This is a genomic window from Escherichia sp. WS2035, assembly GCF_046487065.1.
Lineage (GTDB): Bacteria > Pseudomonadota > Gammaproteobacteria > Enterobacterales > Enterobacteriaceae > Escherichia > Escherichia coli.
Window position 1 is genome coordinate 636,200 of sequence record NZ_JBJQKD010000001.1, and the last position, 24,332, is coordinate 660,531.

General features: G+C 50.4%; 26 protein-coding genes. 17 read left to right on the forward strand and 9 right to left on the reverse strand.

What is annotated here, in order from left to right; genetic code table 11:
* The first annotated feature begins 3 nt into the window (after positions 1-3).
* Positions 4-1,332 carry a GGDEF domain-containing protein gene (locus ACJHX4_RS03105; protein ID WP_000086884.1) on the forward strand — a complete coding sequence of 443 codons (1,329 nt, stop codon included), beginning with the start codon at positions 4-6 and terminating at the stop codon, positions 1,330-1,332.
* A gap of 46 nt (positions 1,333-1,378) precedes the next feature.
* Here ACJHX4_RS03105 and rimO read toward each other — a convergent pair whose 3' ends face one another.
* Positions 1,379-2,704, reverse strand: coding sequence for a 30S ribosomal protein S12 methylthiotransferase RimO (gene rimO / locus ACJHX4_RS03110; RefSeq protein WP_000049367.1), 1,326 nt, complete (start codon positions 2,702-2,704; stop codon positions 1,379-1,381).
* Positions 2,705-2,916: 212 nt separating this feature from the next.
* Between rimO and bssR the strand changes: the two genes are divergently transcribed.
* Entirely contained in the window at positions 2,917-3,300 is a 384-nt protein-coding gene (gene bssR / locus ACJHX4_RS03115) for a biofilm formation regulator BssR (protein ID WP_000497137.1), read from the forward strand.
* 110 nt (positions 3,301-3,410) lie between these two features.
* Positions 3,411-4,526, forward strand: coding sequence for an aldose sugar dehydrogenase YliI (yliI, locus tag ACJHX4_RS03120; protein ID WP_000555041.1), 1,116 nt, complete (start codon positions 3,411-3,413; stop codon positions 4,524-4,526).
* Here yliI and gstB read toward each other — a convergent pair.
* The gene (gene gstB, locus ACJHX4_RS03125) at positions 4,523-5,149 is read right to left on the reverse strand and encodes a glutathione S-transferase GstB (protein WP_001295897.1); all 627 of its coding nucleotides are present in this window, start codon (positions 5,147-5,149) and stop codon (positions 4,523-4,525) included. The genes yliI and gstB overlap by 4 nt on opposite strands.
* Before the next feature lie 246 nt (positions 5,150-5,395).
* Between gstB and dacC the strand changes: the two genes are divergently transcribed.
* Positions 5,396-6,598, forward strand: coding sequence for a serine-type D-Ala-D-Ala carboxypeptidase (gene dacC / locus ACJHX4_RS03130; protein WP_000195961.1), 1,203 nt, complete (start codon positions 5,396-5,398; stop codon positions 6,596-6,598).
* 46 nt (positions 6,599-6,644) lie between these two features.
* Here the strand turns inward: dacC and deoR are convergent, their stop codons facing one another.
* Both deoR and ybjG read right to left on the reverse strand, forming a co-directional pair.
* Positions 6,645-7,403 carry a DNA-binding transcriptional repressor DeoR gene (gene deoR, locus ACJHX4_RS03135; RefSeq protein ID WP_000450118.1) on the reverse strand — a complete coding sequence of 253 codons (759 nt, stop codon included), beginning with the start codon at positions 7,401-7,403 and terminating at the stop codon, positions 6,645-6,647.
* Positions 7,404-7,460: 57 nt separating this feature from the next.
* Positions 7,461-8,057, reverse strand: coding sequence for an undecaprenyl-diphosphate phosphatase (ybjG, locus tag ACJHX4_RS03140; RefSeq protein ID WP_000892317.1), 597 nt, complete (start codon positions 8,055-8,057; stop codon positions 7,461-7,463).
* A 284-nt stretch (positions 8,058-8,341) separates the two neighbouring features.
* Here ybjG and mdfA point away from each other — a divergent pair, with 284 nt between their 5' ends.
* Entirely contained in the window at positions 8,342-9,574 is a 1,233-nt protein-coding gene (mdfA, locus tag ACJHX4_RS03145) for a multidrug efflux MFS transporter MdfA (RefSeq protein ID WP_001180089.1), read from the forward strand.
* Positions 9,575-9,614: 40 nt separating this feature from the next.
* Here mdfA and ybjH read toward each other — a convergent pair whose 3' ends face one another.
* The 3 genes from ybjH to ACJHX4_RS03160 form a co-directional block, all read right to left on the reverse strand.
* Positions 9,615-9,899 carry a protein YbjH gene (gene ybjH / locus ACJHX4_RS03150; protein WP_000605480.1) on the reverse strand — a complete coding sequence of 95 codons (285 nt, stop codon included), beginning with the start codon at positions 9,897-9,899 and terminating at the stop codon, positions 9,615-9,617.
* Between the two features lie 85 nt (positions 9,900-9,984).
* Positions 9,985-10,800: a 5-amino-6-(5-phospho-D-ribitylamino)uracil phosphatase gene (ybjI, locus tag ACJHX4_RS03155; RefSeq protein ID WP_001295901.1), complete on the reverse strand. Its 816-nt coding sequence runs from the start codon at positions 10,798-10,800 to the stop codon at positions 9,985-9,987.
* Positions 10,800-12,008 (reverse strand): MFS transporter, encoded by a 1,209-nt coding sequence (locus ACJHX4_RS03160; protein ID WP_001295902.1) that lies wholly within the window; start codon positions 12,006-12,008, stop codon positions 10,800-10,802. The genes ybjI and ACJHX4_RS03160 overlap by 1 nt, the downstream gene beginning before the upstream one ends.
* Positions 12,009-12,091: 83 nt before the next feature.
* On the opposite strand from ACJHX4_RS03160, the gene rcdA reads away from it, so the two are divergent.
* On the forward strand, positions 12,092-12,628 hold the full coding sequence (rcdA, locus tag ACJHX4_RS03165; protein ID WP_001295903.1) for a DNA-binding transcriptional regulator RcdA: 537 nt from the start codon (positions 12,092-12,094) through the stop codon (positions 12,626-12,628).
* 175 nt (positions 12,629-12,803) lie between these two features.
* Here rcdA and ACJHX4_RS03170 read toward each other — a convergent pair whose 3' ends face one another.
* Complete coding sequence (locus ACJHX4_RS03170; protein ID WP_001024876.1) at positions 12,804-14,489, reverse strand: aspartate:alanine antiporter; 1,686 nt, start codon at positions 14,487-14,489, stop codon at positions 12,804-12,806.
* Between the two features lie 268 nt (positions 14,490-14,757).
* Between ACJHX4_RS03170 and ACJHX4_RS03175 the strand changes: the two genes are divergently transcribed.
* A complete protein-coding gene (locus tag ACJHX4_RS03175) occupies positions 14,758-15,135 on the forward strand; it encodes an inner membrane protein YbjM (protein ID WP_000681104.1) in 378 nt (125 codons plus the stop codon).
* A 29-nt stretch (positions 15,136-15,164) separates the two neighbouring features.
* On the opposite strand, the gene grxA is transcribed toward ACJHX4_RS03175, so the two are convergent.
* Complete coding sequence (gene grxA / locus ACJHX4_RS03180) at positions 15,165-15,422, reverse strand: glutaredoxin 1 (protein WP_001195231.1); 258 nt, start codon at positions 15,420-15,422, stop codon at positions 15,165-15,167.
* Between the two features lie 159 nt (positions 15,423-15,581).
* Between grxA and ACJHX4_RS03185 the strand changes: the two genes are divergently transcribed.
* From ACJHX4_RS03185 to rlmC, 10 genes are all read left to right on the forward strand, one after another.
* Entirely contained in the window at positions 15,582-15,869 is a 288-nt protein-coding gene (locus ACJHX4_RS03185) for a DUF1418 family protein (RefSeq protein WP_001201575.1), read from the forward strand.
* On the forward strand, positions 15,853-16,575 hold the full coding sequence (gene nfsA, locus ACJHX4_RS03190; RefSeq protein ID WP_000189165.1) for a nitroreductase NfsA: 723 nt from the start codon (positions 15,853-15,855) through the stop codon (positions 16,573-16,575). The genes ACJHX4_RS03185 and nfsA overlap by 17 nt, the downstream gene beginning before the upstream one ends.
* 60 nt (positions 16,576-16,635) lie before the next feature.
* Positions 16,636-17,538, forward strand: a complete 903-nt coding sequence (rimK, locus tag ACJHX4_RS03195; RefSeq protein ID WP_000684321.1) for a 30S ribosomal protein S6--L-glutamate ligase — start codon at positions 16,636-16,638, stop codon at positions 17,536-17,538.
* Between the two features lie 87 nt (positions 17,539-17,625).
* Positions 17,626-18,102, forward strand: a complete 477-nt coding sequence (locus ACJHX4_RS03200; protein ID WP_000203025.1) for a YbjN domain-containing protein — start codon at positions 17,626-17,628, stop codon at positions 18,100-18,102.
* Between the two features lie 349 nt (positions 18,103-18,451).
* Entirely contained in the window at positions 18,452-19,564 is a 1,113-nt protein-coding gene (gene potF, locus ACJHX4_RS03205) for a spermidine/putrescine ABC transporter substrate-binding protein PotF (protein WP_001295904.1), read from the forward strand.
* 94 nt (positions 19,565-19,658) lie between these two features.
* Positions 19,659-20,792 (forward strand): putrescine ABC transporter ATP-binding subunit PotG, encoded by a 1,134-nt coding sequence (gene potG, locus ACJHX4_RS03210; protein WP_000996007.1) that lies wholly within the window; start codon positions 19,659-19,661, stop codon positions 20,790-20,792.
* A gap of 9 nt (positions 20,793-20,801) precedes the next feature.
* Positions 20,802-21,746, forward strand: a complete 945-nt coding sequence (potH, locus tag ACJHX4_RS03215; RefSeq protein ID WP_000105413.1) for a putrescine ABC transporter permease PotH — start codon at positions 20,802-20,804, stop codon at positions 21,744-21,746.
* Positions 21,743-22,588, forward strand: coding sequence for a putrescine ABC transporter permease PotI (potI, locus tag ACJHX4_RS03220; RefSeq protein ID WP_001061639.1), 846 nt, complete (start codon positions 21,743-21,745; stop codon positions 22,586-22,588). Before potH ends, potI begins: the two co-directional genes overlap by 4 nt.
* Positions 22,589-22,647: 59 nt before the next feature.
* Positions 22,648-23,136 carry a YbjO family protein gene (locus ACJHX4_RS03225; RefSeq protein WP_000389260.1) on the forward strand — a complete coding sequence of 163 codons (489 nt, stop codon included), beginning with the start codon at positions 22,648-22,650 and terminating at the stop codon, positions 23,134-23,136.
* 40 nt (positions 23,137-23,176) lie between these two features.
* Positions 23,177-24,304, forward strand: a complete 1,128-nt coding sequence (gene rlmC, locus ACJHX4_RS03230; protein WP_001149713.1) for a 23S rRNA (uracil(747)-C(5))-methyltransferase RlmC — start codon at positions 23,177-23,179, stop codon at positions 24,302-24,304.
* Positions 24,305-24,332: the final 28 nt, after the last annotated feature.

Consider the following 24,332-nt stretch of genomic DNA (forward strand, 5'->3'; position numbering starts at 1 on the left):
CGTATGTCCAGAATCAATAAATTCGTACTTACAGTCAGTCTGCTGATTTTTATCATGATTTCAGCAGTTGCCTGCGGGATCTACACTCAAATGGTAAAGGAACGGGTGTATGGCCTGAAACAGTCCGTTATTGATACTGCTTTTGCGGTGGCAAATATTGCTGAATATCGGCGGAGTGTGGCAATTGATCTGATCAACACGCTAAATCCTACGGAGGAACAGCTGTTGGTTGGCTTACGCACAGCTTACGCCGACTCGGTTTCACCCTCTTATTTGTACGATGTCGGTCCTTATCTGATTTCCAGTGACGAATGTATTCAGGTAAAGGAGTTTGAGAAAAATTATTGTGCAGATATTATGCAGGTTGTTAAGTATCGACATGTCAAAAATACAGGGTTTATCTCTTTTGATGGTAAAACCTTCGTCTATTACCTCTATCCGGTAACTCACAATCGTAGTCTGATATTTTTGCTTGGTCTGGAACGTTTTTCTTTACTGTCAAAATCGCTGGCGATGGATAGCGAGAACCTGATGTTCTCCCTGTTCAAGAACGGTAAATCGGTGACCGGTGATGAATATAACGCTAAAAACGCCATCTTCACCGTTTCGGAAGCAATGGAGCACTTCTCCTATTTGCCGACCGGATTGTACGTATTTGCTTATAAAAAAGACGTTTATTTTCAGGTATGTACATTGATTATTTTCTTTGCCGCATTGGTGGCAGTGATATCGGGTGCCAGTTGCCTCTATCTGGTACGCAGAGTGATTAATCGTGGTATTGTGGAGAAAGAAGCCATTATTAATAACCATTTTGAACGCGTACTGGATGGCGGGCTTTTCTTTTCGGCTGCCGATGTCAAAAAACTCTACAGTATGTATAACTCGGCATTCCTGGACGACCTGACCAAAGCGATGGGCAGAAAATCCTTTGACGAAGATTTAAAAGCGCTGCCGGAAAAAGGCGGTTATTTGTGCCTGTTTGACGTCGATAAATTCAAAAACATTAACGACACCTTCGGTCATTTGCTGGGCGATGAAGTGTTGATGAAAGTGGTGAAAATCCTTAAATCACAGATCCCGGTAGATAAAGGTAAAGTCTACCGCTTCGGAGGTGACGAATTTGCGGTGATTTATACTGGCGGCACGCTGGAAGAGTTGCTATCGATTCTAAAAGAAATCGTTCATTTCCAGGTGGGAAGCATTAATTTAAGCACCAGTATCGGTGTAGCGCATTCAAATGAATGTACTACCGTCGAACGATTGAAAATGCTGGCGGATGAGCGGCTGTATAAGAGTAAGAAAAACGGCAGGGCGCAGATTAGCTGGCAGTAATCATTATTCGCAGGCCGGACAAATGATTTTGCCCGGCCTGAATTAATTAAACCCGGCTACCCCACAAATCGTACTCATCGGCGTGCTCGACTTTCACTCGCAGGATATCACCCGGCTTAACGTTGGTTTCACCATTGAGATAAACCGCGCCGTCGATTTCCGGTGCATCTGCCATGCTGCGACCAATCGCGCCTTCTTCGTCCACTTCGTCGATAATCACCAGAATTTCACGACCCACTTTCTCTTGCAGGCGCTCGGCGGAAATCTGCTGCTGCAGCTGCATGAAACGGTTCCAGCGTTCTTCTTTCACTTCTTCCGGAACCTGGTCAGGCAGGGCATTGGCGTCTGCACCTTCAACCGGGCTGTATTTAAAGCAGCCAACGCGATCCAGACGTGCTTCTTTCAGGAAGTCGAGTAGCATCTGGAAATCTTCTTCCGTCTCGCCAGGGAAGCCAACAATAAAGGTTGAGCGTAGGGTCAGTTCCGGGCAGATTTCGCGCCACTGTTTGATGCGCGCCAGTTGGCGATCTACAGAACCCGGACGCTTCATCAGTTTGAGAATGCGCGGGCTGGCGTGCTGCAACGGAATGTCCAGATACGGCAGGATTTTGCCCTCTGCCATCAGTGGGATGACGTCGTCCACATGCGGATAAGGGTAAACGTAGTGCAGACGTGTCCAGATCCCCAGTTTCGATAACTGTTCGCACAGGCTGACCATGCTGGTTTTTACCGGCTCGCCGTTGTGGAAGCCAGTACGATGTTTAACATCGACGCCATACGCGGAAGTATCCTGCGAGATCACCAGAATTTCTTTAACGCCCGCATCAACCAGACGTTTCGCTTCACTTAACACTTCGCCAATCGGACGGCTCACCAGATCGCCGCGCATAGACGGAATAATGCAGAAGGTGCAGCGGTGATTACAGCCTTCAGAAATTTTCAGATAAGCATAATGACGCGGCGTCAGTTTCACACCTTGTTCTGGCACCAGGCTCAGGAACGGGTTGTGTTTCGGTTTTGGCACGTAGTGATGAACGTGCTCCAGAACCTGCTCATAGCTATGAGGCCCGGTGATTTCCAGCACTTTCGGGTGGACTTCGCGGATCTGATCTTCTTTTGCCCCCAGACAACCGGTCACAATTACCTTGCCGTTTTCATTCAACGCTTCACCAATGGCTTCCAGTGATTCTTGTACCGCGCTGTCAATAAAGCCGCAGGTGTTGACGATCACCATGTCCGCATCGTCATAGCTCGGTACCACGTCATAACCTTCAGTGCGTAGTTCGGTGAGAATACGCTCTGAATCGACAAGGTTTTTCGGGCAGCCAAGGGAAACAAAGCCGATTTTCGGCTGGGGAGTTACTTTGCTCATAGCTTAAAAAATATTCAGTTACAGGAAAGGTCAGGGCAGGGATTCTACAGAGTTCTGGATAAAATTTGTATCGCAATCTCATTCGCTGGCGGAGTTGAAGGAAATGTAAATTTTGTTAATTCGGCGTGAAGAATTGATCCTGGACAGCATTTTGCTCAAAAAACAGCCATACTATTTAATTGCAACAAGGCTGGAAAGAGGAGGATCGAAGTATGTTCGTTGACAGACAGCGAATCGACCTGCTGAACCGGTTGATCGACGCACGCGTTGACCTCGCCGCATACGTGCAACTGAGGAAGGCAAAAGGATACATGTCCGTCAGCGAAAGCAATCATCTACGAGATAACTTTTTTAAACTGAATCGCGAACTGCACGATAAATCGCTGCGGTTGAATCTTCATCTGGATCAGGAAGAGTGGAGTGCTCTTCATCATGCTGAAGAAGCATTAGCGACAGCCGCAGTATGTTTGATGAGTGGGCACCATGATTGCCCGACTGTTATTACCGTCAACGCCGATAAGCTTGAAAATTGTCTGATGAGCTTAACGCTGAGTATCCAGAGCCTGCAGAAGCACGCCATGCTTGAGAAGGCCTGAAAACTAAGGGGGAGAAAGCGTCTCCCCCTTCATGTTTAAGTTTTTGTAAAAATGAATTTGTTCTCTCCTCCACTGACTACGCTTTAAGCCAGAGTCAATCCGGAGGCGTTATGCATCGACAATCCTTTTTCCTTGTGCCCCTTATTTGTCTTTCTTCCGCTCTCTGGGCGGCTCCTGCAACGGTAAATGTCGAAGTACTGCAAGACAAACTCGACCATCCCTGGGCGCTGGCCTTTTTACCCGATAATCACGGTATGTTAATCACTCTGCGCGGCGGCGAGTTGCGTCACTGGCAAGCAGGAAAAGGATTATCTGCGCCGCTTTCCGGAGTGCCGGACGTTTGGGCGCACGGGCAGGGCGGCCTGCTGGACGTGGTTTTAGCGCCCGATTTTGCTCAGTCGCGCCGCATCTGGTTAAGTTATTCCGAAGTTGGCGATGATGGCAAAGCCGGAACTGCTGTGGGTTATGGTCGCTTAAGTGATGATCTCTCAAAAGTGACCGACTTCCGCACCGTCTTTCGTCAGATGCCAAAACTGTCTACCGGCAACCATTTTGGCGGGCGGATGGTATTTGACGGTAAAGGTTATCTTTTTATTGCTCTGGGCGAAAACAATCAGCGCCCGACGGCGCAGGATCTGGATAAATTACAGGGCAAACTGGTGCGTCTGACCGACCTGGGAGAAATCCCGGATGATAATCCTTTTATAAAGGAATCCGGTGTGCGCGCCGAGATCTGGTCTTATGGCATTCGTAATCCGCAAGGAATGGCGATGAATCCGTGGAGTAATGCACTATGGCTGAATGAACATGGCCCGCGCGGTGGTGATGAAATTAATATTCCGCAAAAAGGCAAAAACTACGGCTGGCCGCTGGCAACCTGGGGAATCAACTATTCGGGCTTTAAGATACCGGAAGCGAAAGGGGAGATCGTCGCCGGGACCGAGCAACCTGTTTTTTACTGGAAAGATTCGCCCGCCGTGAGCGGCATGGCTTTCTATAACAGCGACAAATTCCCCCAGTGGCAGCAAAAATTATTTATTGGCGCGCTGAAAGATAAAGATGTCATTGTGATGAGCGTCAACGGCGACAAAGTGACAGAAGATGGCCGTATTTTAACGGACAGAGGGCAACGAATTCGTGATGTTCGCACTGGACCCGACGGTTATTTATACGTTCTCACCGACGAGTCCAGTGGGGAATTACTTAAAGTTAGCCCACGCAATTAGCTAACGGGAATCATCACCACTTTGCGCACTGCGGGGCGTTCAGTGAGTTGCTGATACCAGCGTTGCAGATTTGGACGCGGTGTCCAGGTCAGGCCAACGTTAAACAAATTGTAGATGAACGGTGCGATAGCGATATCGCCCACACCAAACTCGTCGCCTGAGAACCATTTTACTTTTGCCAATTCCGCATCGAGCAGGGCAAACAGGGCGTCGCACTCTTTGCAACTGGCATCAATGGCGGCCTGATCGCGCTCTTCCGGTGGTGTTCTGACTAATCCCATCAGGATCCCGCGATGAGCATTACTGAGCGTCTGGTTTGCCCAGTCCATCCATTTTTCTGCTTCCGCACGACGTGCCGGTGAGTCGATCCACAGGCGTTTTTGCCCGTACTGTGCCGCCAGATAGCGGACAATGGCGTTTGATTCCCAAAGAATGAGATCACTTTCGTCGTCACGCAACAACGGCACCAGCCCGTTAGGGTTCATCGCCAGAAAATCAGTATCGTGATTTATCCCAAACTCACGGCCCGCGAGAATTTGCTCATAAGGTAGTTCCAGTTCTTCGAGCGTCAGCAATACTTTTTTTACGTTGGTTGAATTATTCCGACCCCACAGCGTAATCATACTCACCCCTTTTCCGACAGGCAGCCACAGGCTAAACAGGACTCCGATGGTGAAGTAAAGTTAACTTTTAAGCAACAGCTGGCAAAAAAATGACACCAGAAGCAGCGAAGCGGCAGGATATTGCATAAACTTTAAAAACTTTACCAACTTACGGTTTCTTTAAGTTTGTGTGTGCGTTATTAATCACCGAACTTATCATACGGCGATATAACGTATTTTTTTTGAATGGATACTCGGGTGGCATTTATGACGCAATACTCCTCTCTCCTTCGTGGTCTTGCAGCGGGTTCTGCATTTTTATTCCTTTTTGCCCCAACGGCATTCGCGGCGGAACAAACCGTTGAAGCGCCGAGCGTGGATGCCCGTGCATGGATTTTAATGGATTACGCCAGCGGTAAAGTGCTGGCAGAAGGCAATGCGGATGAGAAACTGGATCCCGCGAGCCTGACTAAAATTATGACCAGCTATGTGGTTGGGCAGGCGCTTAAGGCCGATAAAATTAAACTCACCGATATGGTGACGGTCGGTAAAGATGCCTGGGCGACGGGAAATCCGGCACTGCGTGGTTCATCGGTAATGTTCCTCAAACCGGGCGATCAGGTTTCGGTGGCAGACTTGAACAAAGGTGTGATTATCCAGTCCGGTAATGACGCCTGTATTGCGCTGGCTGATTACGTTGCCGGGAGCCAGGAGTCATTTATTGGTTTGATGAATGGTTATGCCAAAAAACTGGGTCTGACCAACACTACCTTCCAGACGGTGCACGGCCTGGATGCGCCGGGGCAGTTCAGTACCGCGCGCGATATGGCATTGCTGGGTAAAGCATTGATCCACGATGTGCCGGAAGAGTACGCCATTCATAAAGAGAAAGAGTTCACCTTCAACAAAATTCGTCAGCCTAACCGTAATCGTCTGCTGTGGAGCAGCAATCTGAATGTTGATGGCATGAAGACAGGAACCACGGCAGGCGCGGGATATAATCTGGTTGCTTCGGCTACCCAGGGCGATATGCGTTTAATCTCCGTAGTGCTGGGGGCGAAAACTGACCGTATCCGTTTTAATGAGTCTGAGAAATTATTGACCTGGGGTTTCCGCTTCTTTGAAACCGTGACGCCAATTAAACCTGATGCCACATTTGTGACTCAGCGCGTCTGGTTTGGTGATAAGAGCGAAGTGAATCTCGGGGCAGGCGAAGCGGGCTCAGTGACCATACCGCGTGGGCAGCTGAAAAACCTGAAGGCGAGTTATACGTTAACGGAACCGCAGCTTACCGCACCGCTGAAAAAAGGTCAGGTTGTCGGCACCATTGATTTCCAGCTTAACGGTAAATCCATTGAGCAGCGTCCGCTGATCGTGATGGAAAATGTGGAAGAGGGCGGATTCTTTGGTCGGATGTGGGATTTCGTGATGATGAAATTCCATCAGTGGTTCGGCAGCTGGTTCTCTTAATCTTCTGATAACCGGATGGCGCGAAACGTCATCCGGTTATACGTCATTAATACATCAACTTAATACGCTGCGTCTGCGCGTACTTCACATACTCATCTTCCGGGCAACAATCGCTCACAACAATATCAAAGCGTTTCAGGTCACCCATGCGCGCCGGACGCACCTTGCCAAATTTACTGTGGTCGACAACCAGCACATGCTTTTGCGCCATCGACATGGCCCAGTGTTTTACCGGCAACTCTTCAAGATTAAAACAGGTAGCGCCTTTACTGATATGCACGCCCGCAGCGGAATAAAAAGCGATATCCGGGCAAAAATTATTCAGTGTTTGCTGAAAATCGATGGGTTTGAAAATGGCGTTGCTGGCGTGAAATTCACCACCGCAAAGAAACGCGCGGCAATGGGGTTTCTCTTTCAGCGCCAGAAAAGTATTTAGCGAATAACAAACGGCGGTAAAAGGGATTTCATTATCAATTGCTTCAATAATCCACGGCGTGGTGGTGCCACAGTCAAAAAAGAGGGTCTGATCGGGTTCTACCAGCGTCGCAGCCAGTTTTGCCGCCCGGCGTTTTTCTTCCACCAGGCGGGATTTTTGATCGCTTAACAGGTAATGGCTGGCGCTGCGTGGTTCCAGAACAATATAGCCGCCGAGCAAAACGACGGGCGCACTGTGGTTGTTCAGATCGCGACGAATCGTCATCTCCGAAACCCCAAGCAGGGCGGCGGCGTCTTTAAGATGTAACTTATCGCTGCGTTTTAATTCTTGCAGCAGCTGCCCGATACGCTCTTCGCGACGTGTTTCCATAATCCCTCTGAATAGTTATTGAAGCGAGCCGCTCAATACTACACTTTTTAGCAGAGATCAGTCACGCACCCAGCCTTTGCGGATCGGTAATGCAAAACAGAAGCGATACCACGATTGCAGACGTTGATAGAGTTTATGCCCCATCGCTTGCCAGATAATCTGGGCGCTAAGGCAGCCAATCATACCTGCCAGCAATCCACCGAGCATATCCAGCGGCCAGTGGACGCCAAGATAAACGCGCGACCAGGCAATGACGACGGCCAGCACCATTAAAAGTGAGCCGGACCACAGGCGATGCCAGCATAAAAATGCCAGTGCAAAGGTGAAAATCACCGTACCGTGATCGCTCGGGAATGAGTCATCCGCCGCATGATGCAGGAAGTTATAGCCGATATTTTCGACAAAGGGTCGGTCGTGCGGAAAAAGATGTCCCATCGTCCAGGACACAAACAGGCTGACCGCCAGCGCGATAGCGATTTTTATCACCAGTTGCCGTTGTGCTGTAAGCCCCCACAACCAAAGTACTGCGGCCAGCAACGGCACCACGGTAATCAAATCTTTAGCAATAAAAATCGCCAACGAGATCATCCACGGCGCAGAGTCTGGCGTTGCGTTAATAAGAGAGAATAGAGAGAGATTCAAATTTTCCAGCATAACTTCCCGACGCAAAGTGATTAAAAGGGAGCCAATACAGGCAAGTCGTTGAGAATAAAGTGCAGGTTAAACTGGGTAAAGCGGCATCGTCTTATTTCCCTCAAGCGGCCTGTTTACGGTAGGTGATTGTAACGGGCAAAGGTTAAATAAAACTTAAAGAAAGCGTAGCTATACTCGCAATAATGTAAGAATGTGCTTAACCGTGGTTTCAGCTACAAAATTCGCTTTCTCGTTAGCTGCGCTTTTATTAAACTTTGCGCGATTATTATTGGCGAAGAAATTGCGTGCAAAATAAATTAGCTTCCGGTGCCAGGCTTGGACGTCAGGCGTTACTTTTCCCTCTCTGTCTGGTGCTTTACGAATTTTCAACCTATATCGGCAACGATATGATTCAACCCGGTATGTTGGCCGTGGTGGAACAATATCAGGCGGGCATTGATTGGGTTCCTACTTCGATGACTGCGTATCTGGCGGGCGGGATGTTTTTACAATGGCTCCTGGGGCCGTTGTCGGATCGTATTGGCCGCCGTCCGGTGATGCTGGCGGGAGTGGTGTGGTTTATCGTCACCTGTCTGGCAATATTACTGGCACAAAACATTGAACAATTCACCCTGTTGCGCTTCTTGCAGGGTATAAGCCTCTGTTTCATTGGCGCTGTGGGATACGCCGCAATTCAGGAATCCTTCGAAGAGGCGGTTTGTATCAAGATCACCGCGCTAATGGCGAACGTGGCGCTGATTGCTCCACTACTTGGTCCGCTGGTGGGCGCGGCGTGGATCCATGTGCTGCCCTGGGAAGGGATGTTTGTCTTGTTTGCCGCATTGGCAGCGATCTCCTTTTTCGGTCTGCAACGAGCTATGCCTGAAACCGCCACGCGTATAGGCGAGAAACTGTCGCTGAAAGAACTCGGTCGTGACTATAAGCTGGTGCTGAAGAACGGTCGCTTTGTGGCGGGGGCGCTGGCGCTGGGATTCGTTAGCCTGCCGTTGCTGGCGTGGATCGCCCAGTCGCCGATTATCATTATTACCGGTGAGCAGTTGAGCAGCTATGAATATGGCCTGCTGCAAGTGCCTATTTTTGGGGCGTTAATTGCGGGTAACTTGCTGTTAGCGCGTCTGACCTCGCGCCGCACCGTACGTTCGCTGATTATTATGGGCGGCTGGCCGATTATGATTGGTCTGTTGGTCGCTGCTGCGGCAACGGTTATCTCATCGCACGCGTATTTATGGATGACCGCCGGGTTAAGTATTTATGCTTTCGGTATTGGTCTGGCGAATGCGGGACTGGTGCGATTAACCCTGTTTGCCAGCGATATGAGTAAAGGTACGGTTTCTGCGGCGATGGGGATGCTGCAAATGCTGATCTTTACCGTCGGTATTGAAATCAGCAAACATGCCTGGCTGAACGGGGGCAACGGACTGTTTAATCTCTTCAACCTTGTCAACGGCATTTTGTGGCTGTCGCTGATGGTTATCTTTTTAAAAGATAAACAGATGGGAAATTCGCACGAAGGGTAAAAAAATGCCTGATTGCTTTGTGCGATCAGGCATTGTCGAATTAATGGTGATGGTCGTCAATCTGGTGTTCGATAACCATCCCTTCACCTACGCTGGCAAGATGGCGAACATAAGGATGCGGGCGGTAAGCCGGAGCTGGCGCAGGAGCCACATAGACGGTTTGCGGCACAGTCGCGACGCTGACCGCTTGTGGAACGCTGACTGAATCAGGAACCACAACCACTTTGTATCCACTCGGCACATCGACGGTGACACTTTGCGCCATCGCCACACCAGTAAAGCCCATTAAAAGCGCGCCCAACAGTAGACAATTTTTCATAATCATTTCGCCTGAAATAATGCAGCGGGTTAATTTCCGCGAATTATGCAGCCTTCATTCAGGTATTGTGTTGCCGGGCGTGCTGCCTTTTTTATTGCTTAAATGGCGCTTCGTGTTTAAGCACTTTATCGATCACATCCAGTACGCCTTCACGGTTATTGGAGCCTGCCCGGTATTTTGCCGCTGCGACGACCGCGCTGCCGGCATTTTCCATTGCAAAGCTAAACCCTGCCTGACGCAGCATCTCAATATCGTTACCGCCATCGCCAAAGACCACCACTTCGCTGTCGTCTATTCCCCATAATTTCTGCAGTTGGCGAAGGCCATTGGCTTTATGTACACCGGGGATAATCAGATCGATGCTGCCGTTGCCGGTATGGACCGGTACCATGATATCGCCGATGGCCTCATGTAATGCTTTTTGCACTTGTGGGATCAGTTCGTCAGAGAGATTAAGGCCAAATTTAAAGAAGATATCTTCTAAGTTGTCAAAGTTATCGACGTATTCCAGACGGTGATAATACATTTCCGCCACCGTTTTCATGGCATCGTCATATTTTTTGAGGGTATAGGCGCTATTTTTTCCGCAGGCAATAATTTCCACTTCCGGGCGCGTCAGCAAATGTTCCACGACAGTAGTAAACGCATCCTTCGACAGCTCGCCATTAAAAACATCTTTGCCTTCGCTCACTACCCAGCCGCCGTTTTCAGCCACAAAGGCAATTTCATTAGCAATTTCAGGAAAGAAAGAGATCAACTGATAATATTGATTCCCGCTGGCGACCACAAAGCGAATGCCTTGTGCTTTCATTTGCTGATACTGAGCCATAAACCGCTCACGGTTATAGGTTTTTTGATCGCTTAAGAAAGTACCATCCATGTCTACCGCAATTAATTTAATGCTCATCAACTATTCTCCATCGCCGTCTGCGTTTTGGTATCGGGTTTGGCGACGGCTTTCGCGACAATAGCCGCGAGAATAACCAGCGCCAGTACAACCATCATTGCACTACGTAATCCATAATGTTCGCCGAGATAGCCCAGCAGCGGCGGCCCGACGAGGAAAGCCAGATAACCGGTCGTAGCTACCACGCTGACGCGGGTTGGTGCATCGGGGCCGGTATCGCTGGCGGCAGAAATGGTCAGCGGGAAGCCCAGCGAGGCACCCAGTCCCCAAAGTACAACAGACACCCCAGCGACCCAGGCGCTATCGACAAAAATAATCAGCCCAATACCCAACGCCCCCATTAGTGCACTGGCCCGAACCACGGCAACGCGACTGTAACGGTCAATGAACCAACCGCCGGTAAAGCGTCCAACGGTCATCCCCAGAGTAAAACCGGCATAAATCAGCGAGCCGGAAGTAGGGCTAAAACCGTGACCATCAACCATTAATAAGGGTAACCAGTCGTTGGCAGAACCTTCGGCAAAGGCCATCGCCAGCACTACAACACCAATCAACAGCAACTGGATATCGCGATAAAAAGGAACGCCTTTTTCGCCATGCTGGGTGCCATCGGCAGCATTTTTGCCCGTACCATCAGGGATTGCCTGAATGGCGATATAAATAGGCGCGATGCCTACCAGCGCCGCCAATAAAATGTGCATCGTTGCCGGAACGCCAAAGGCCGTCAGTGCCATCCCGACACCAGCGCCTGCCAGCGTGCCCAGGCTATAAAAACCGTGCATCATCGGTAAAACCGTCTTATTCATTTCTCTCTCAACGGCGGCACCTTCAACGTTTATCGCCACTTCCGCAGAACCAAAACTAGCCCCAAAGACGCCGAGACCAACGGCAAAGAGCAAGGGCGATGTCAGCCAGAGTGCCAGACTTAATACCATCATCCCGATCAATGCGCAGGACATCGTGACAAGGATGACATTACGCGTCCCAAAGCGTTTCACTAACCACGCCGAGCAGAGAATACCGCTCATCGAACCGATCGACAGACCAAAGAGAACACCGCCCATTTCAGCGATCGAGACAGAGAGAATATCGCGGATAGCAGGCGTACGGGTTGCCCAGGACGCCATTAACAGGCCTGGCAAAAAGAAGAACATAAACAGCGCCCAGGTTCGGCGTTTCAATGCATTACGTGAAGAATTTACGGTCATAGACCACGTCAAAATAAGAAGAGGGAAGACAACATTAGCAAGACTGTGTACATTTGTACACAATTGCAGAGAGAGGAAATGACATGCGTCGCGCTAACGATCCGCAACGACGAGAAAAAATTATCCAGGCCACGCTGGAGGCGGTGAAACTTTACGGAATACATGCTGTTACACACCGCAAAATTGCTACCCTTGCCGGGGTGCCGTTGGGATCGATGACCTACTATTTTTCAGGAATTGATGAGTTGTTGCTGGAGGCGTTCAGCCGTTTTACTGAGATCATGTCCCGGCAATATCAGGCATTTTTTAGCGATGTTAGTGATGCTCCAGGCGCATGCCAGGCTATCACCGATATGATCTACAGCTCACAGGTCGCAACGCCGGATAATATGGAGCTGATGTACCAGCTCTACGCGCTGGCTAGCCGAAAACCGCTCTTAAAAACGGTAATGCAAAACTGGATGCAGCGCAGTCAACAAACGCTCGAACAATGGTTTGAACCCGGAACCGCCCGCGCGCTTGATGCGTTTATTGAGGGAATGACGCTGCATTTTGTCACCGACCGTAAGCCGCTATCACGCGAGGAGATTTTGAGGATGGTTGAGAGGATTGCTGGGTAGTAGATAAATTTCAGGCAACAAAAAACCCATCAACCTTGAACCGAAATGGCGGGGTTGATGGGCTCCACAAAATGGGGACATCAAAGAAAAGCAGTGGCACTAATTAAGACTGATGCCCTGCGGAAAAGTTCTGCGGTTGTGCAAAAAAAATTTCATTTTCAGGGCAACTTCAGTTTTATCCTAATCCTGGCCATACCATGACGATGATTGTCCCTGCCAGCGTCAGCAGGACGTTGGCGATTGCATAGGTGCCCGCATAGCCCAGCGCCGGGATGTTACTGCGAGCTGTATCACTGATGATCTCCATTGCCGGCGCGCAGGTGCGTGCGCCCATCATTGCGCCGAACAACAGTGCGCGGTTCATTCGCAATACATAAGCACCGAACAAGAAACAGATAACCACTGGCACAAGACTGACAATCAATCCGGCAATCAACATCTGACCGCCAATCGCGCCCAGGCCGTTATTAATACCGCTACCGGCGCTCAGACCAACGCCTGCCATAAACACCATTAAGCCGAACTCTTTCACCATGCTTAATGCACCCTGCGGAATGTAACCGAAGGTCGGGTGGTTAGCGCGCATAAATCCCAGCATAATTCCGGCGAATAACAACCCGGCAGCGTTTCCCATGCCGAAACTGAATGTGCTGAACTGGAAGGTGATCATCCCGATCATCAGCCCAATAACAAAGAAGGCGCAGAATGCCAGCAAGTCAGTGACCTGGCTATGAATCGAGATAAAGCCGATGCGATCGGCGATGGTTTTTACGCGACGGGCATCGCCGCTGACTTGTAAAACGTCACCTTTGTTAAGCACGACGTTGTCATCTATCGGCATCTCAATCTGGCTACGAATGACGCGGTTAAGGAAGCAACCGTGATCGGTCAACTTCAGTTGTGCGAGACGTTTGCCAACGGCGTTATGGTTTTTAACGACCACTTCTTCAGTGACGATACGCATGTCGAGAAGGTCACGATCGAAAACTTCTTTGCCGTTACGGAAGCTGGGATCGAGTCGGGCGTGGGCGTCGGGATAGCCTACCAACGCTATTTCATCGCCCATTTGTAGCACCGCATCACCGTCTGGATTTGCCAGAATCCCGTTACGTCGAATACGTTCAATGTAGCAGCCAGTTTGTCGATAAATACCCAGTTCACGCAGATTTTTGCCGTCGGTCCAGGCCACCAGCTCCGGGCCGACGCGGTAGGCGCGGATCACCGGTAAATAAACCTTACGGTTGGCATCAGTGTCCAGGCCACGTTCGCGGGCGATTTGCTGGGCGCTGGTCTGTAAGTCCTGATGCTGCAATTTCGGCAAGTAACGCGCACCAACAATCAAACTCACCAGACCGATTAAATAGGTTAAGGCATACCCGAGGCTCAGATTATCCAGTGCCAGTGAGAGCTGCCTGCTTTCCATGCCGGAATGACGCAGTGTATCGCCAGCACCGACCAGAACCGGTGTCGACGTCATAGAGCCAGCTAACATACCGGCCGTCAGGCCAATATCCCAGCCAAACAGCTTACCTAACCCTAAGGCGATCACCAGCGCACTGCCAACCATCACCAGTGCTAACATTAGGTAATTTTTCCCATCGCGAAAAAAAATGGAAAAAAAGTTCGGTCCGGCTTCGACCCCGACGCAGAAAATAAACAGCATAAAGCCAAGATTAAGCGCGTCGGTGTTAATGCTGAAATGTTGTTGGCCTAATAACAGCGATACGACTAAAACGCCAATGGAATTACCCAGTTGGATCGAACCAAGTCGTAATTTCCCGAGACATAGCCCAAGCGCGAGGACCACAAATAATAACAGAATGTAATTCCCATTTAACAATTCGGCGACGTTTATATTCACGGAGGCTAACTTCTTGTTTACTAGTAAGCTGTTGAAAGAAATGGTAATTTACGATAATGTTTTTACCAGAATTCAGGGCGCAGATTCATTCAGCGCACCTAAACGATAGTAAAGTAACAATATATTTTACTAGTGTAATCACATTAGGTATCAACGGCTATATGAATTGCGTTGGCCTATATTAGCATGGAATGCGAAGCGGCTTTATCTTACTGAACGCCACACTGGCGAAAAATGTGTTCGATAGACGCAGTGTCAGGAGGAACGAGTGAAACATAAACAACGTTGGGCGGGGGCAATCTGCTGTTTTGTCCTCTTCATTGTGGTGTGTCTTTTTCTGGCGACGCACATGAAAGGCGCTTTTCGGGCTGCCGGGCATCCTGAAATCGGTTTGCTATTTTTCATTCTTCCTGGTGCAGTTGCCAGCTTCTTTTCACATCGTAGAGAAGTCCTGAAACCTCTGTTTGGCGCAATGCTGGCGGCACCCTGCTCGATGCTCATTATGCGGCTGTTTTTTTCACCGACGCGCTCATTCTGGCAAGAGCTGGCATGGTTATTAAGTGCGGTGTTCTGGTGTGCGCTGGGGGCATTGTGTTTCTTATTTATCAGTAGTTTGTTTAAACCACAGCACAGAAAAAATCAATAAAGCCCTCAATGCGAGGGCTTGTCAGACGATCAGGCGTCCAGATTCTCTTTCACCCATGCAGCAAAATCGGTATAGCCGCCGATATGTTGCTGATCGACAAAAATCTGCGGCACGGTTTCTACGGGTTTACCTGCCTTTTGTTGTAGATCTTCTTTAGTGATCCCTTCCGCACGAATATCTACATACTGATACTGGAAATCATCGCGTTCATTGCTCAATTTCTCAGCCAGATCTTTTGCACGCACACAGTAAGGGCAACCCGGACGACCAAAAATAACGGTTTGCATTATTTCTCTCCTCATAGATTTATGCCTGTAATGATCACGCTAAAATGTATTCGCTGAAAGTAGGTTTAACCTGTTGCATTAATTGCTAAAAGCTATAACTGTTAAACACAATACAGTGAAAAGTTTTAGACTGAAGGCTCACTTTGCAGAGGGAAGCGTATGCGCGCGATCGGTAAATTGCCTAAAAGCGTGTTGATACTGGAATTTATCGGAATGATGTTGCTGGCGGTGGCGCTGCTGTCGGTAAGCGACTCCCTGTCGCTACCTGAGCCATTTTCTCGGCCAGAAGTGCAGATTCTGATGATTTTTCTCGGTGTTTTGCTCATGCTTCCCGCTGCGGTGGTGGTTATTCTTCAGGTGGCAAAACGTCTTGCCCCACAGCTGATGAACCATCCACCGCAATATTCACGTTCAGAAAGAGAAAAAGATAATGACGCCAACCATTGAACTTATTTGTGGCCATCGCTCCATTCGCCATTTCACTGATGAACCCATTTCCGAAGCGCAGCGTGAGGCGATTATTAACAGCGCCCGTGCGACGTCCAGTTCCAGTTTTTTGCAGTGCAGTAGCATTATCCGCATTACCGACAAAGCGTTACGTGAAGAACTGGTGACGCTGACCGGCGGGCAAAAACACGTAGCGCAAGCGGCAGAGTTTTGGGTGTTCTGTGCCGACTTTAACCGCCATTTACAGATCTGTCCGGATGCTCAGCTCGGCCTGGCGGAACAACTGTTGCTCGGTGTCGTTGATACGGCAATGATGGCGCAGAATGCATTAACCGCAGCGGAATCGCTGGGATTGGGCGGGGTATATATCGGCGGCCTGCGCAATAATATTGAAGCGGTGACGGAACTGCTGAAATTACCGCAGCATGTTCTGCCGCTGTTTGGGCTGTGCCTTGGCTGGCCTGCGGATAATCCGGATCTTAAGCCGCGTTTACCGGCCTCCATTTTGGTGCATGAAAACAGCTATCAACCGCTGGATAAAGACGCACTGGCGCAGTATGACGAGCAACTGGCGGAATATTACCTCACCCGTGGCAGCAATAATCGCCGGGATACCTGGAGCGATCATATCCGCCGAACAATCATTAAAGAAAGCCGCCCATTTATTCTGGATTATTTGCACAAACAGGGTTGGGCGACGCGCTAAAACTGCCACGTCGATGTATGATACGCGGGCTTTTGACCAGGTCTGACAGAGAGGTGCAGGGTGAAAATTGCCATATTGTCCCGGGATGGAACGCTCTATTCGTGTAAGCGGCTGCGTGAAGCCGCTATACAGCGCGGTCACCTGGTTGAAATTCTTGATCCGCTTTCTTGCTATATGAACATAAATCCTGCGGCGTCTTCTATTCACTACAAAGGCCGCAAGTTACCCCATTTTGACGCAGTGATCCCGCGTATTGGCACCGCCATTACCTTTTATGGGACGGCGGCACTGCGCCAGTTCGAGATGCTGGGGAGCTATCCGCTCAATGAGTCGGTCGCCATTGCCCGGGCGCGTGACAAATTGCGTTCCATGCAACTGCTGGCGCGTCAGGGCATCGACCTGCCTGTCACGGGCATTGCGCATTCGCCGGATGATACCAGCGATTTAATCGACATGGTCGGTGGTGCGCCGCTGGTGGTCAAGCTGGTTGAAGGCACGCAGGGAATTGGCGTCGTGCTGGCGGAGACGCGTCAGGCGGCGGAAAGCGTGATTGACGCTTTCCGCGGTCTGAACGCGCATATTCTGGTGCAGGAATATATCAAAGAGGCGCAAGGGTGCGATATCCGCTGTCTGGTTGTTGGCGATGAAGTAGTCGCTGCGATTGAACGGCGGGCGAAAGAGGGCGATTTTCGTTCCAATTTGCATCGTGGCGGCGCGGCAAGCGTCGCCAGTATCACACCACAGGAGCGTGAAATCGCGATAAAAGCCGCGCGAACGATGGCGCTGGACGTTGCTGGTGTGGATATTCTGCGTGCTAATCGCGGGCCGTTGGTGATGGAAGTGAATGCGTCGCCAGGGCTGGAAGGAATAGAAAAAACCACCGGTATCGACATCGCGGGTAAAATGATCCGCTGGATCGAACGCCACGCTACGACAGAATATTGCCTGAAAACGGGTGGTTAGTCGCAATCACATTACTGATCATGGTTTTGCCTGCGCTTTTTGCGTAAGCTGTGCCGGTCTTTTTATCGGAAGAGGTTGTACAAAATTATGACATCGCTGGTCGTTCCTGGTCTGGATACGTTGCGTCAATGGCTCGATGACCTGGGGATGAGTTTTTTTGAATGTGATAACTGTCAGGCTCTGCATCTGCCCCATATGCAGAATTTCGACGGTGTCTTTGATGCTAAAATCGATCTGATCGATAACACGATCCTGTTTTCTGCCATGGCGGAAGTCCGACCTTCAGCCGTATTGCCGCTGGCGGCGGATTTATCAGCCATCAATGCCAGTTCGCTGACCGTGAAAGCATTTCTTGATATGCAGGATGATAATCTGCCAAAGCTGGTGGTTTGCCAGTCTTTATCCGTTATGCAGGGCGTAACCTATGAGCAGTTTGCATGGTTCGTGCGTCAGAGCGAAGAGCAGATTTCGATGGTCATTCTTGAAGCTAATGCCCATCAACTGCTGTTACCGACTGACGATGAAGGGCAAAATAACGTTACCGAAAACTATTTCCTCCACTGATAACTTCTTTCGAGCACGCAGTCGCTGCCGCAGTGACTGCGTGCCGCAAAATTATCCGCTGATTTTAACCTTTTATTAAAGATTAATTCACTTCTCTTGTGCCGATTTGGCTTTATCACATAGAGCAAATACGCATAAAAATTTGTTAAATACCGTTTTTTAATCCGAGCTATAGTCTCAAACCCTGGCTAAAGTTATTCTTGCGATGCTTTTATATAGTGAGCAGTGCAGGCCGGGAGAGAGTTCTCTTTTCTTACACCGCGCCGATAAAAATATGCACGTTTATTGCATATCTTTCAGTGTGACAACTTTTGTTCGTTTGTTAACGAATTTTCAGAAGGAAAGAGATATGATCGCCTTAAATAAAAAATGGCTATCGGGTCTGGTTGCGGGTGCTCTGATGGCCGTTTCTGTCAGCACGCTCGCGGCTGAACAAAAAACACTCCACATTTATAACTGGTCTGATTATATCGCCCCGGACACGGTGGCCAACTTTGAAAAAGAAACCGGTATTAAAGTCGTCTATGATGTTTTCGATTCTAACGAAGTACTGGAAGGCAAATTAATGGCGGGGAGCACCGGCTTTGATCTGGTGGTGCCGTCAGCAAGCTTTCTTGAGCGCCAGCTGACAGCGGGAGTTTTCCAGCCGCTGGATAAAAGCAAATTGCCGGAGTGGAAGAATCTCGATCCGGAGCTGCTGAAGTTGGTCGCCAAACACGATCCCGACAATAAATTTGCTATGCCCTATATGTGGGCGACGACCGGGATTGGCTATAACGTCGATAAAGTTAAAGCGGTGCTGGGCGAAAACGCGCCCGTCGATAGCTGGGACTTGATCCTCAAACCTGAAAATCTGGAAAAACTGAAAAGCTGCGGTGTCTCTTTCCTGGATGCGCCAGAAGAAGTGTTTGCTACCGTGCTGAATTATCTCGGCAAAGATCCTAACAGCACTAAAGCGGATGATTACACCGGACCGGCTACCGATCTGCTGTTAAAGCTGCGCCCGAACATTCGTTATTTCCATTCATCCCAATACATCAATGATCTGGCGAATGGTGACATCTGTGTCGCTATTGGCTGGGCGGGCGATGTCTGGCAGGCGTCAAACCGCGCGAAGGAAGCGAAGAATGGCGTGAATGTCTCGTTCTCGATTCCAAAAGAAGGGGCGATGGCGTTCTTTGATGTATTCGCCATGCCTGCGGATGCCAAAAACAAAGACGAAGCCTATCAGTTCCTGAATTACCTGCTGCGTCCTGATGTGGTGGCACATATCTCTGACCATGTGTTCTATGCTAACGCCAATAAAGCAGCCACGCCGCTGGTGAGTGCGGAAGTCCGTGATAACCCGGGTATTTATCCGCCTGCGGATGTTCGTGCGAAGCTGTTCACTCTGAAAGTGCAGGACCCGAAAATCGACCGTGTGCGCACCCGCGCCTGGACCAAAGTGAAGAGCGGAAAATAATCCGCAGCCGTAGATGCCGGAGGGGCGCACCACACCCGCCGGCAATTCGCACCATCATGGTGCGCTTGCACACATTCAATGCCGGAGAGCAGCCGTGAATGACGCTATCCCTCGCCCGCAGGCGAAAACCCGTAAGGCGCTGACGCCGCTATTAGAAATCCGTAACCTGACCAAATCCTACGATGGTCAACATGCGGTGGATGATGTCAGCCTGACCATCTACAAAGGTGAAATCTTCGCGCTGCTGGGCGCATCCGGCTGTGGCAAGTCCACGCTGCTGCGTATGCTGGCAGGTTTTGAACAACCTTCGGCCGGGCAGATTATGCTCGATGGCGTCGATTTGTCACAGGTGCCGCCTTACCTGCGCCCCATCAATATGATGTTTCAGTCTTACGCGCTGTTTCCGCATATGACCGTGGAACAGAACATCGCTTTTGGCCTGAAACAGGACAAACTACCGAAAGCGGAAATTGCCAGCCGGGTCAATGAGATGCTTGGGCTGGTGCATATGCAGGAGTTCGCCAAACGCAAACCGCATCAGCTTTCTGGTGGTCAGCGTCAGCGTGTGGCCCTGGCCAGAAGCCTTGCCAAGCGCCCGAAACTATTACTGCTCGATGAGCCGATGGGCGCGCTGGATAAAAAGCTGCGTGACCGGATGCAGCTTGAAGTGGTGGATATTCTGGAGCGCGTCGGTGTGACCTGCGTAATGGTTACTCACGATCAGGAAGAGGCGATGACTATGGCGGGGCGCATCGCCATTATGAATCGTGGGAAATTTGTCCAGATTGGCGAGCCGGAAGAGATCTACGAGCATCCGACCACTCGCTACAGTGCTGAATTTATCGGTTCGGTTAATGTCTTTGAAGGTGTACTCAAAGAGCGTCAGGAAGATGGTCTGGTGCTTTATTCGCCGGGGCTGGTGCATCCACTGAAAGTCGATGCGGATGCTTCAGTGGTCGATAACGTGCCGGTGCATGTGGCGCTTCGCCCGGAAAAAATCATGCTTTGCGAGGAACCGCCCGCCAATGGTTGTAACTTCGCGGTGGGGGAGGTGATACACATTGCCTATCTCGGCGATCTTTCGGTGTATCACGTTCGTCTGAAAAGTGGGCAGATGATTAGCGCCCAGCTACAAAACGCCCATCGTCATCGTAAAGGGTTACCGACCTGGGGCGACGAAGTGCGTTTGTGCTGGGAAGTGGACAGCTGTGTGGTGCTGACGGTTTAAGGAGCAAAGATGAGTACACTTGAACCTGCTGCCCAGCCAAAACCCTTTAAGCTGTGGTTGTCGCAGCTGCAAATGAAACATGGGCGCAAACTGGTTATTGCGTTGCCGTATATCTGGTTGATCTTGCTGTTTCTGCTGCCATTTCTGATCGTCTTTAAAATAAGCCTGGCGGAGATGGCGCGCGCTATTCCACCTTATACCGAATTGATGGAGTGGGCTGACGGGCAACTTTCTATCACTCTTAATCTCGGTAATTTTCTGCAACTGACCGACGATCCGCTCTATTTTGATGCTTATCTCCAGTCGTTACAGGTGGCGGCGATTTCGACTATTTGCTGTTTACTGATCGGCTATCCGCTGGCGTGGGCGGTGGCGCACAGTAAGCCTTCGACCCGTAATATCTTATTACTACTGGTGATCCTGCCGTCGTGGACCTCGTTTCTGATTCGTGTCTACGCCTGGATGGGAATATTAAAAAACAACGGTGTGCTGAATAATTTTCTGCTGTGGCTGGGGATTATCGATCAACCGCTGACCATTCTGCATACCAACTTTGCGGTTTATATTGGCATTGTTTACGCCTACGTGCCGTTTATGGTGCTGCCGATTTACACCGCGTTGATTCGTATTGATTATTCGCTGGTAGAAGCGGCACTGGATCTCGGTGCACGACCGCTGAAAACGTTCTTTACTGTGATCGTGCCGCTGACTAAAGGTGGGATTATTGCCGGATCGATGCTGGTGTTTATCCCGGCTGTGGGCGAGTTTGTGATCCCGGAACTGCTCGGTGGCCCGGACAGCATCATGATCGGGCGCGTGCTGTGGCAGGAGTTCTTTAACAACCGCGACTGGCCGGTGGCCTCAGCGGTAGCGATCGTCATGTTGCTGCTGCTAATTATGCCGATAATGTGGTTCCACAAACATCAGCAAAAAAGCGAGGGAGAACACGGATGAATAATTTACCGGTGGTTCGTTCGCCCTGGCGGATTGTGATTTTGCTGTTGGGCTTCACCTTTCTCTACGCGCCAATGCTGATGCTTGTTATCTATTCGTTTAACAGCTCGAAGCTAGTGACGGTGTGGGCCGGCTGGTCAACGCGCTGGTATGGCGAATTATTGCGCGATGACGCGATGATGAGTGCGGTTGCTTTAAGTCTGACAATTGCGGCCTGTGCGGCGACGGCGGCGGCGATCCTCGGGACTATTGCGGCGGTCGTGCTGGTGCGCTTTGGCAGGTTTCGCGGATCAAATGGTTTTGCCTTCATGATCACCGCACCGCTGGTAATGCCAGATGTCATCACGGGTTTGTCGCTGTTGTTGTTATTCGTCGCGCTTGCTCATGCTATTGGCTGGCCTGCGGACCGCGGTATGCTCACCATCTGGCTGGCGCATGTCACTTTCTGTACGGCTTATGTGGCAGTCGTTATTTCGTCGCGTCTGCGGGAACTGGATCGCTCGATAGAAGAAGCCGCGATGGATCTCGGTGCGACGCCGCTGAAAGTGTTTTTTGTCATTACGCTACCGATGATCATGCCCGCGATCATTTCTGGCTGGTTACTGGCTTTTACTTTGTCGCTTGATGATCTGGTGATCGCCAGCTTTGTTTCCGGGCCGGGAGCCACCACATTACCGATGCTGGTCTTTTCCAGCGTGCGGATGGGGGTGAATCCGGAAATCAACGCCCTGGCAACATTGATCCTCGGCGCGGTCGGAATTGTCGGATTTATCGCCTGGTATCTGATGGCGCGCGCAGAAAAACAGCGGATACGCGACATCCAGCGTGCAAGACGTGGCTGAAGACACTAAAATTTGCCAACCTGGCTACATAATGCCGCGCATGTCGCGGCATTGTTTTCATGGAAGACGAAACGTTGGGATTTTTTAAGAAAACATCTTCATCTCATGCTCGCCTGAATGTGCCTGCGCTGGTGCAGGTGGCGGCGCTCGCCATTATTATGATCCGTGGCCTCGACGTGCTGATGATTTTCAATACGCTGGGCGTGCGCGGTATTGGCGAGTTCATTCATCGCAGCGTACAAACCTGGAGTTTAACGCTGGTCTTTTTGAGCAGTCTGGTGCTGGTTTTCATTGAGATCTGGTGTGCGTTTTCACTGGTGAAAGGGCGTCGCTGGGCGCGCTGGCTGTATCTGTTGACACAAATCACAGCCGCAAGTTACTTGTGGGCGGCTTCGCTGGGGTATGGTTATCCGGAGCTGTTCAGCATTCCCGGTGAATCAAAACGTGAAATCTTCCATAGCCTGATGCTGCAGAAGCTGCCGGATATGCTCATCCTGATGCTGCTGTTCGTTCCCTCGACCAGTCGGCGGTTCTTCCAGTTGCAATAATGTGTATAATCGTCGCCCCTGATGATGTGAAGGTCAATGTATGCAGTGCGCACTTTACGACGCGGGTCGCTGTCGTTCCTGTCAGTGGATAACGCAGCCGATTCCAGAGCAACTCTCCGCTAAAACTGCCGATCTTAAAAATCTGCTCGCCGATTTTCCGGTTGAGGAATGGTGTGCGCCGGTGTCAGGCCCGGAACAAGGGTTTCGTAATAAAGCCAAAATGGTGGTGAGTGGTAGCGTTGAAAAACCACTGCTCGGTATGCTGCATCGAGATGGTACACCGGAAGACCTTTGTGACTGCCCGCTTTATCCAGCCTCATTTGCGCCCGTTTTTGCGGCGCTAAAACCGTTTATCGCCCGTGCGGGGTTAACGCCCTACAACGTGGCGCGTAAACGTGGTGAACTGAAATACATTCTGCTGACTGAAAGCCAGAGCGATGGTGGCATGATGCTGCGTTTTGTACTGCGTTCTGATACCAAACTGGCGCAATTGCGTAAGGCGCTGCCGTGGTTACAGGAACAATTACCGCAGCTGAAAGTTATTACCGTCAATATTCAGCCGGTACATATGGCGATTATGGAAGGGGAGACGGAGATCTACCTGACCGAACAACAGGCACTGGCAGAGCGTTTTAATGACGTACCGCTGTGGATCCGTCCGCAAAGTTTCTTCCAGACTAATCCGGCGGTCGCCAGCCAGCTGTACGCCACCGCGCGCGACTGGGTACGACAGCTGCCGGTTAAACATATGTGGGATCTGTTCTGCGGTGTGGGTGGCTTTGGTTTACACTGCGCGACGCCTGACATGCAGTTAACCGGGATCGAAATTGCACCAGAGGCCATTGCCTGTGCGAAGCAGTCAGCCGCTGAACTGGGCTTAACGCGTTTGCAATTTCAGGCGCTGGACTCTACGCAGTTTGCCACCGCTCAGGGGGAAGTGCCGGAGCTGGTGCTGGTTAACCCGCCGCGCCGCGGCATCGGTAAACCGCTGTGTGATTATCTCTCAACGATGGCACCGCGTTTTATTATCTACTCCAGCTGTAACGCCCAAACTATGGCGAAAGATATCCGCGAACTGCCTGGTTATCGCATCGAACGGGTACAGCTTTTTGATATGTTCCCGCACACCGCGCACTATGAAGTGCTGACGCTACTGGTGAAGCAATAAAAAAGCCGCAGGTGCGGCTTTCTGAATC

Excerpts from the sequence above, each read along its gene's own strand:
- rimO (WP_000049367.1), bottom strand. The coding sequence starts at position 2,704 with ATGAGCAAAGTAACTCCCCAGCCGAAAATCGGCTTTGTTTCCCTTGGC.
- potF (WP_001295904.1), top strand. The coding sequence starts at position 18,452 with ATGATCGCCTTAAATAAAAAATGGCTATCGGGTCTGGTTGCGGGTGCT.
- ACJHX4_RS03105 (WP_000086884.1), top strand. The coding sequence starts at position 4 with ATGTCCAGAATCAATAAATTCGTACTTACAGTCAGTCTGCTGATTTTT.
- ACJHX4_RS03225 (WP_000389260.1), top strand. The coding sequence starts at position 22,648 with ATGGAAGACGAAACGTTGGGATTTTTTAAGAAAACATCTTCATCTCAT.
- grxA (WP_001195231.1), bottom strand. The coding sequence starts at position 15,422 with ATGCAAACCGTTATTTTTGGTCGTCCGGGTTGCCCTTACTGTGTGCGT.
- ybjI (WP_001295901.1), bottom strand. The coding sequence starts at position 10,800 with ATGAGCATTAAATTAATTGCGGTAGACATGGATGGTACTTTCTTAAGC.
- ACJHX4_RS03185 (WP_001201575.1), top strand. The coding sequence starts at position 15,582 with ATGCGCGCGATCGGTAAATTGCCTAAAAGCGTGTTGATACTGGAATTT.
- rcdA (WP_001295903.1), top strand. The coding sequence starts at position 12,092 with ATGCGTCGCGCTAACGATCCGCAACGACGAGAAAAAATTATCCAGGCC.
- potH (WP_000105413.1), top strand. The coding sequence starts at position 20,802 with ATGAGTACACTTGAACCTGCTGCCCAGCCAAAACCCTTTAAGCTGTGG.
- ybjG (WP_000892317.1), bottom strand. The coding sequence starts at position 8,057 with ATGCTGGAAAATTTGAATCTCTCTCTATTCTCTCTTATTAACGCAACG.
- rlmC (WP_001149713.1), top strand. The coding sequence starts at position 23,177 with ATGCAGTGCGCACTTTACGACGCGGGTCGCTGTCGTTCCTGTCAGTGG.
- ACJHX4_RS03200 (WP_000203025.1), top strand. The coding sequence starts at position 17,626 with ATGACATCGCTGGTCGTTCCTGGTCTGGATACGTTGCGTCAATGGCTC.
- dacC (WP_000195961.1), top strand. The coding sequence starts at position 5,396 with ATGACGCAATACTCCTCTCTCCTTCGTGGTCTTGCAGCGGGTTCTGCA.
- yliI (WP_000555041.1), top strand. The coding sequence starts at position 3,411 with ATGCATCGACAATCCTTTTTCCTTGTGCCCCTTATTTGTCTTTCTTCC.
- nfsA (WP_000189165.1), top strand. The coding sequence starts at position 15,853 with ATGACGCCAACCATTGAACTTATTTGTGGCCATCGCTCCATTCGCCAT.
- ACJHX4_RS03160 (WP_001295902.1), bottom strand. The coding sequence starts at position 12,008 with ATGACCGTAAATTCTTCACGTAATGCATTGAAACGCCGAACCTGGGCG.
- potI (WP_001061639.1), top strand. The coding sequence starts at position 21,743 with ATGAATAATTTACCGGTGGTTCGTTCGCCCTGGCGGATTGTGATTTTG.
- deoR (WP_000450118.1), bottom strand. The coding sequence starts at position 7,403 with ATGGAAACACGTCGCGAAGAGCGTATCGGGCAGCTGCTGCAAGAATTA.
- gstB (WP_001295897.1), bottom strand. The coding sequence starts at position 5,149 with ATGATTACGCTGTGGGGTCGGAATAATTCAACCAACGTAAAAAAAGTA.
- bssR (WP_000497137.1), top strand. The coding sequence starts at position 2,917 with ATGTTCGTTGACAGACAGCGAATCGACCTGCTGAACCGGTTGATCGAC.
- ybjH (WP_000605480.1), bottom strand. The coding sequence starts at position 9,899 with ATGATTATGAAAAATTGTCTACTGTTGGGCGCGCTTTTAATGGGCTTT.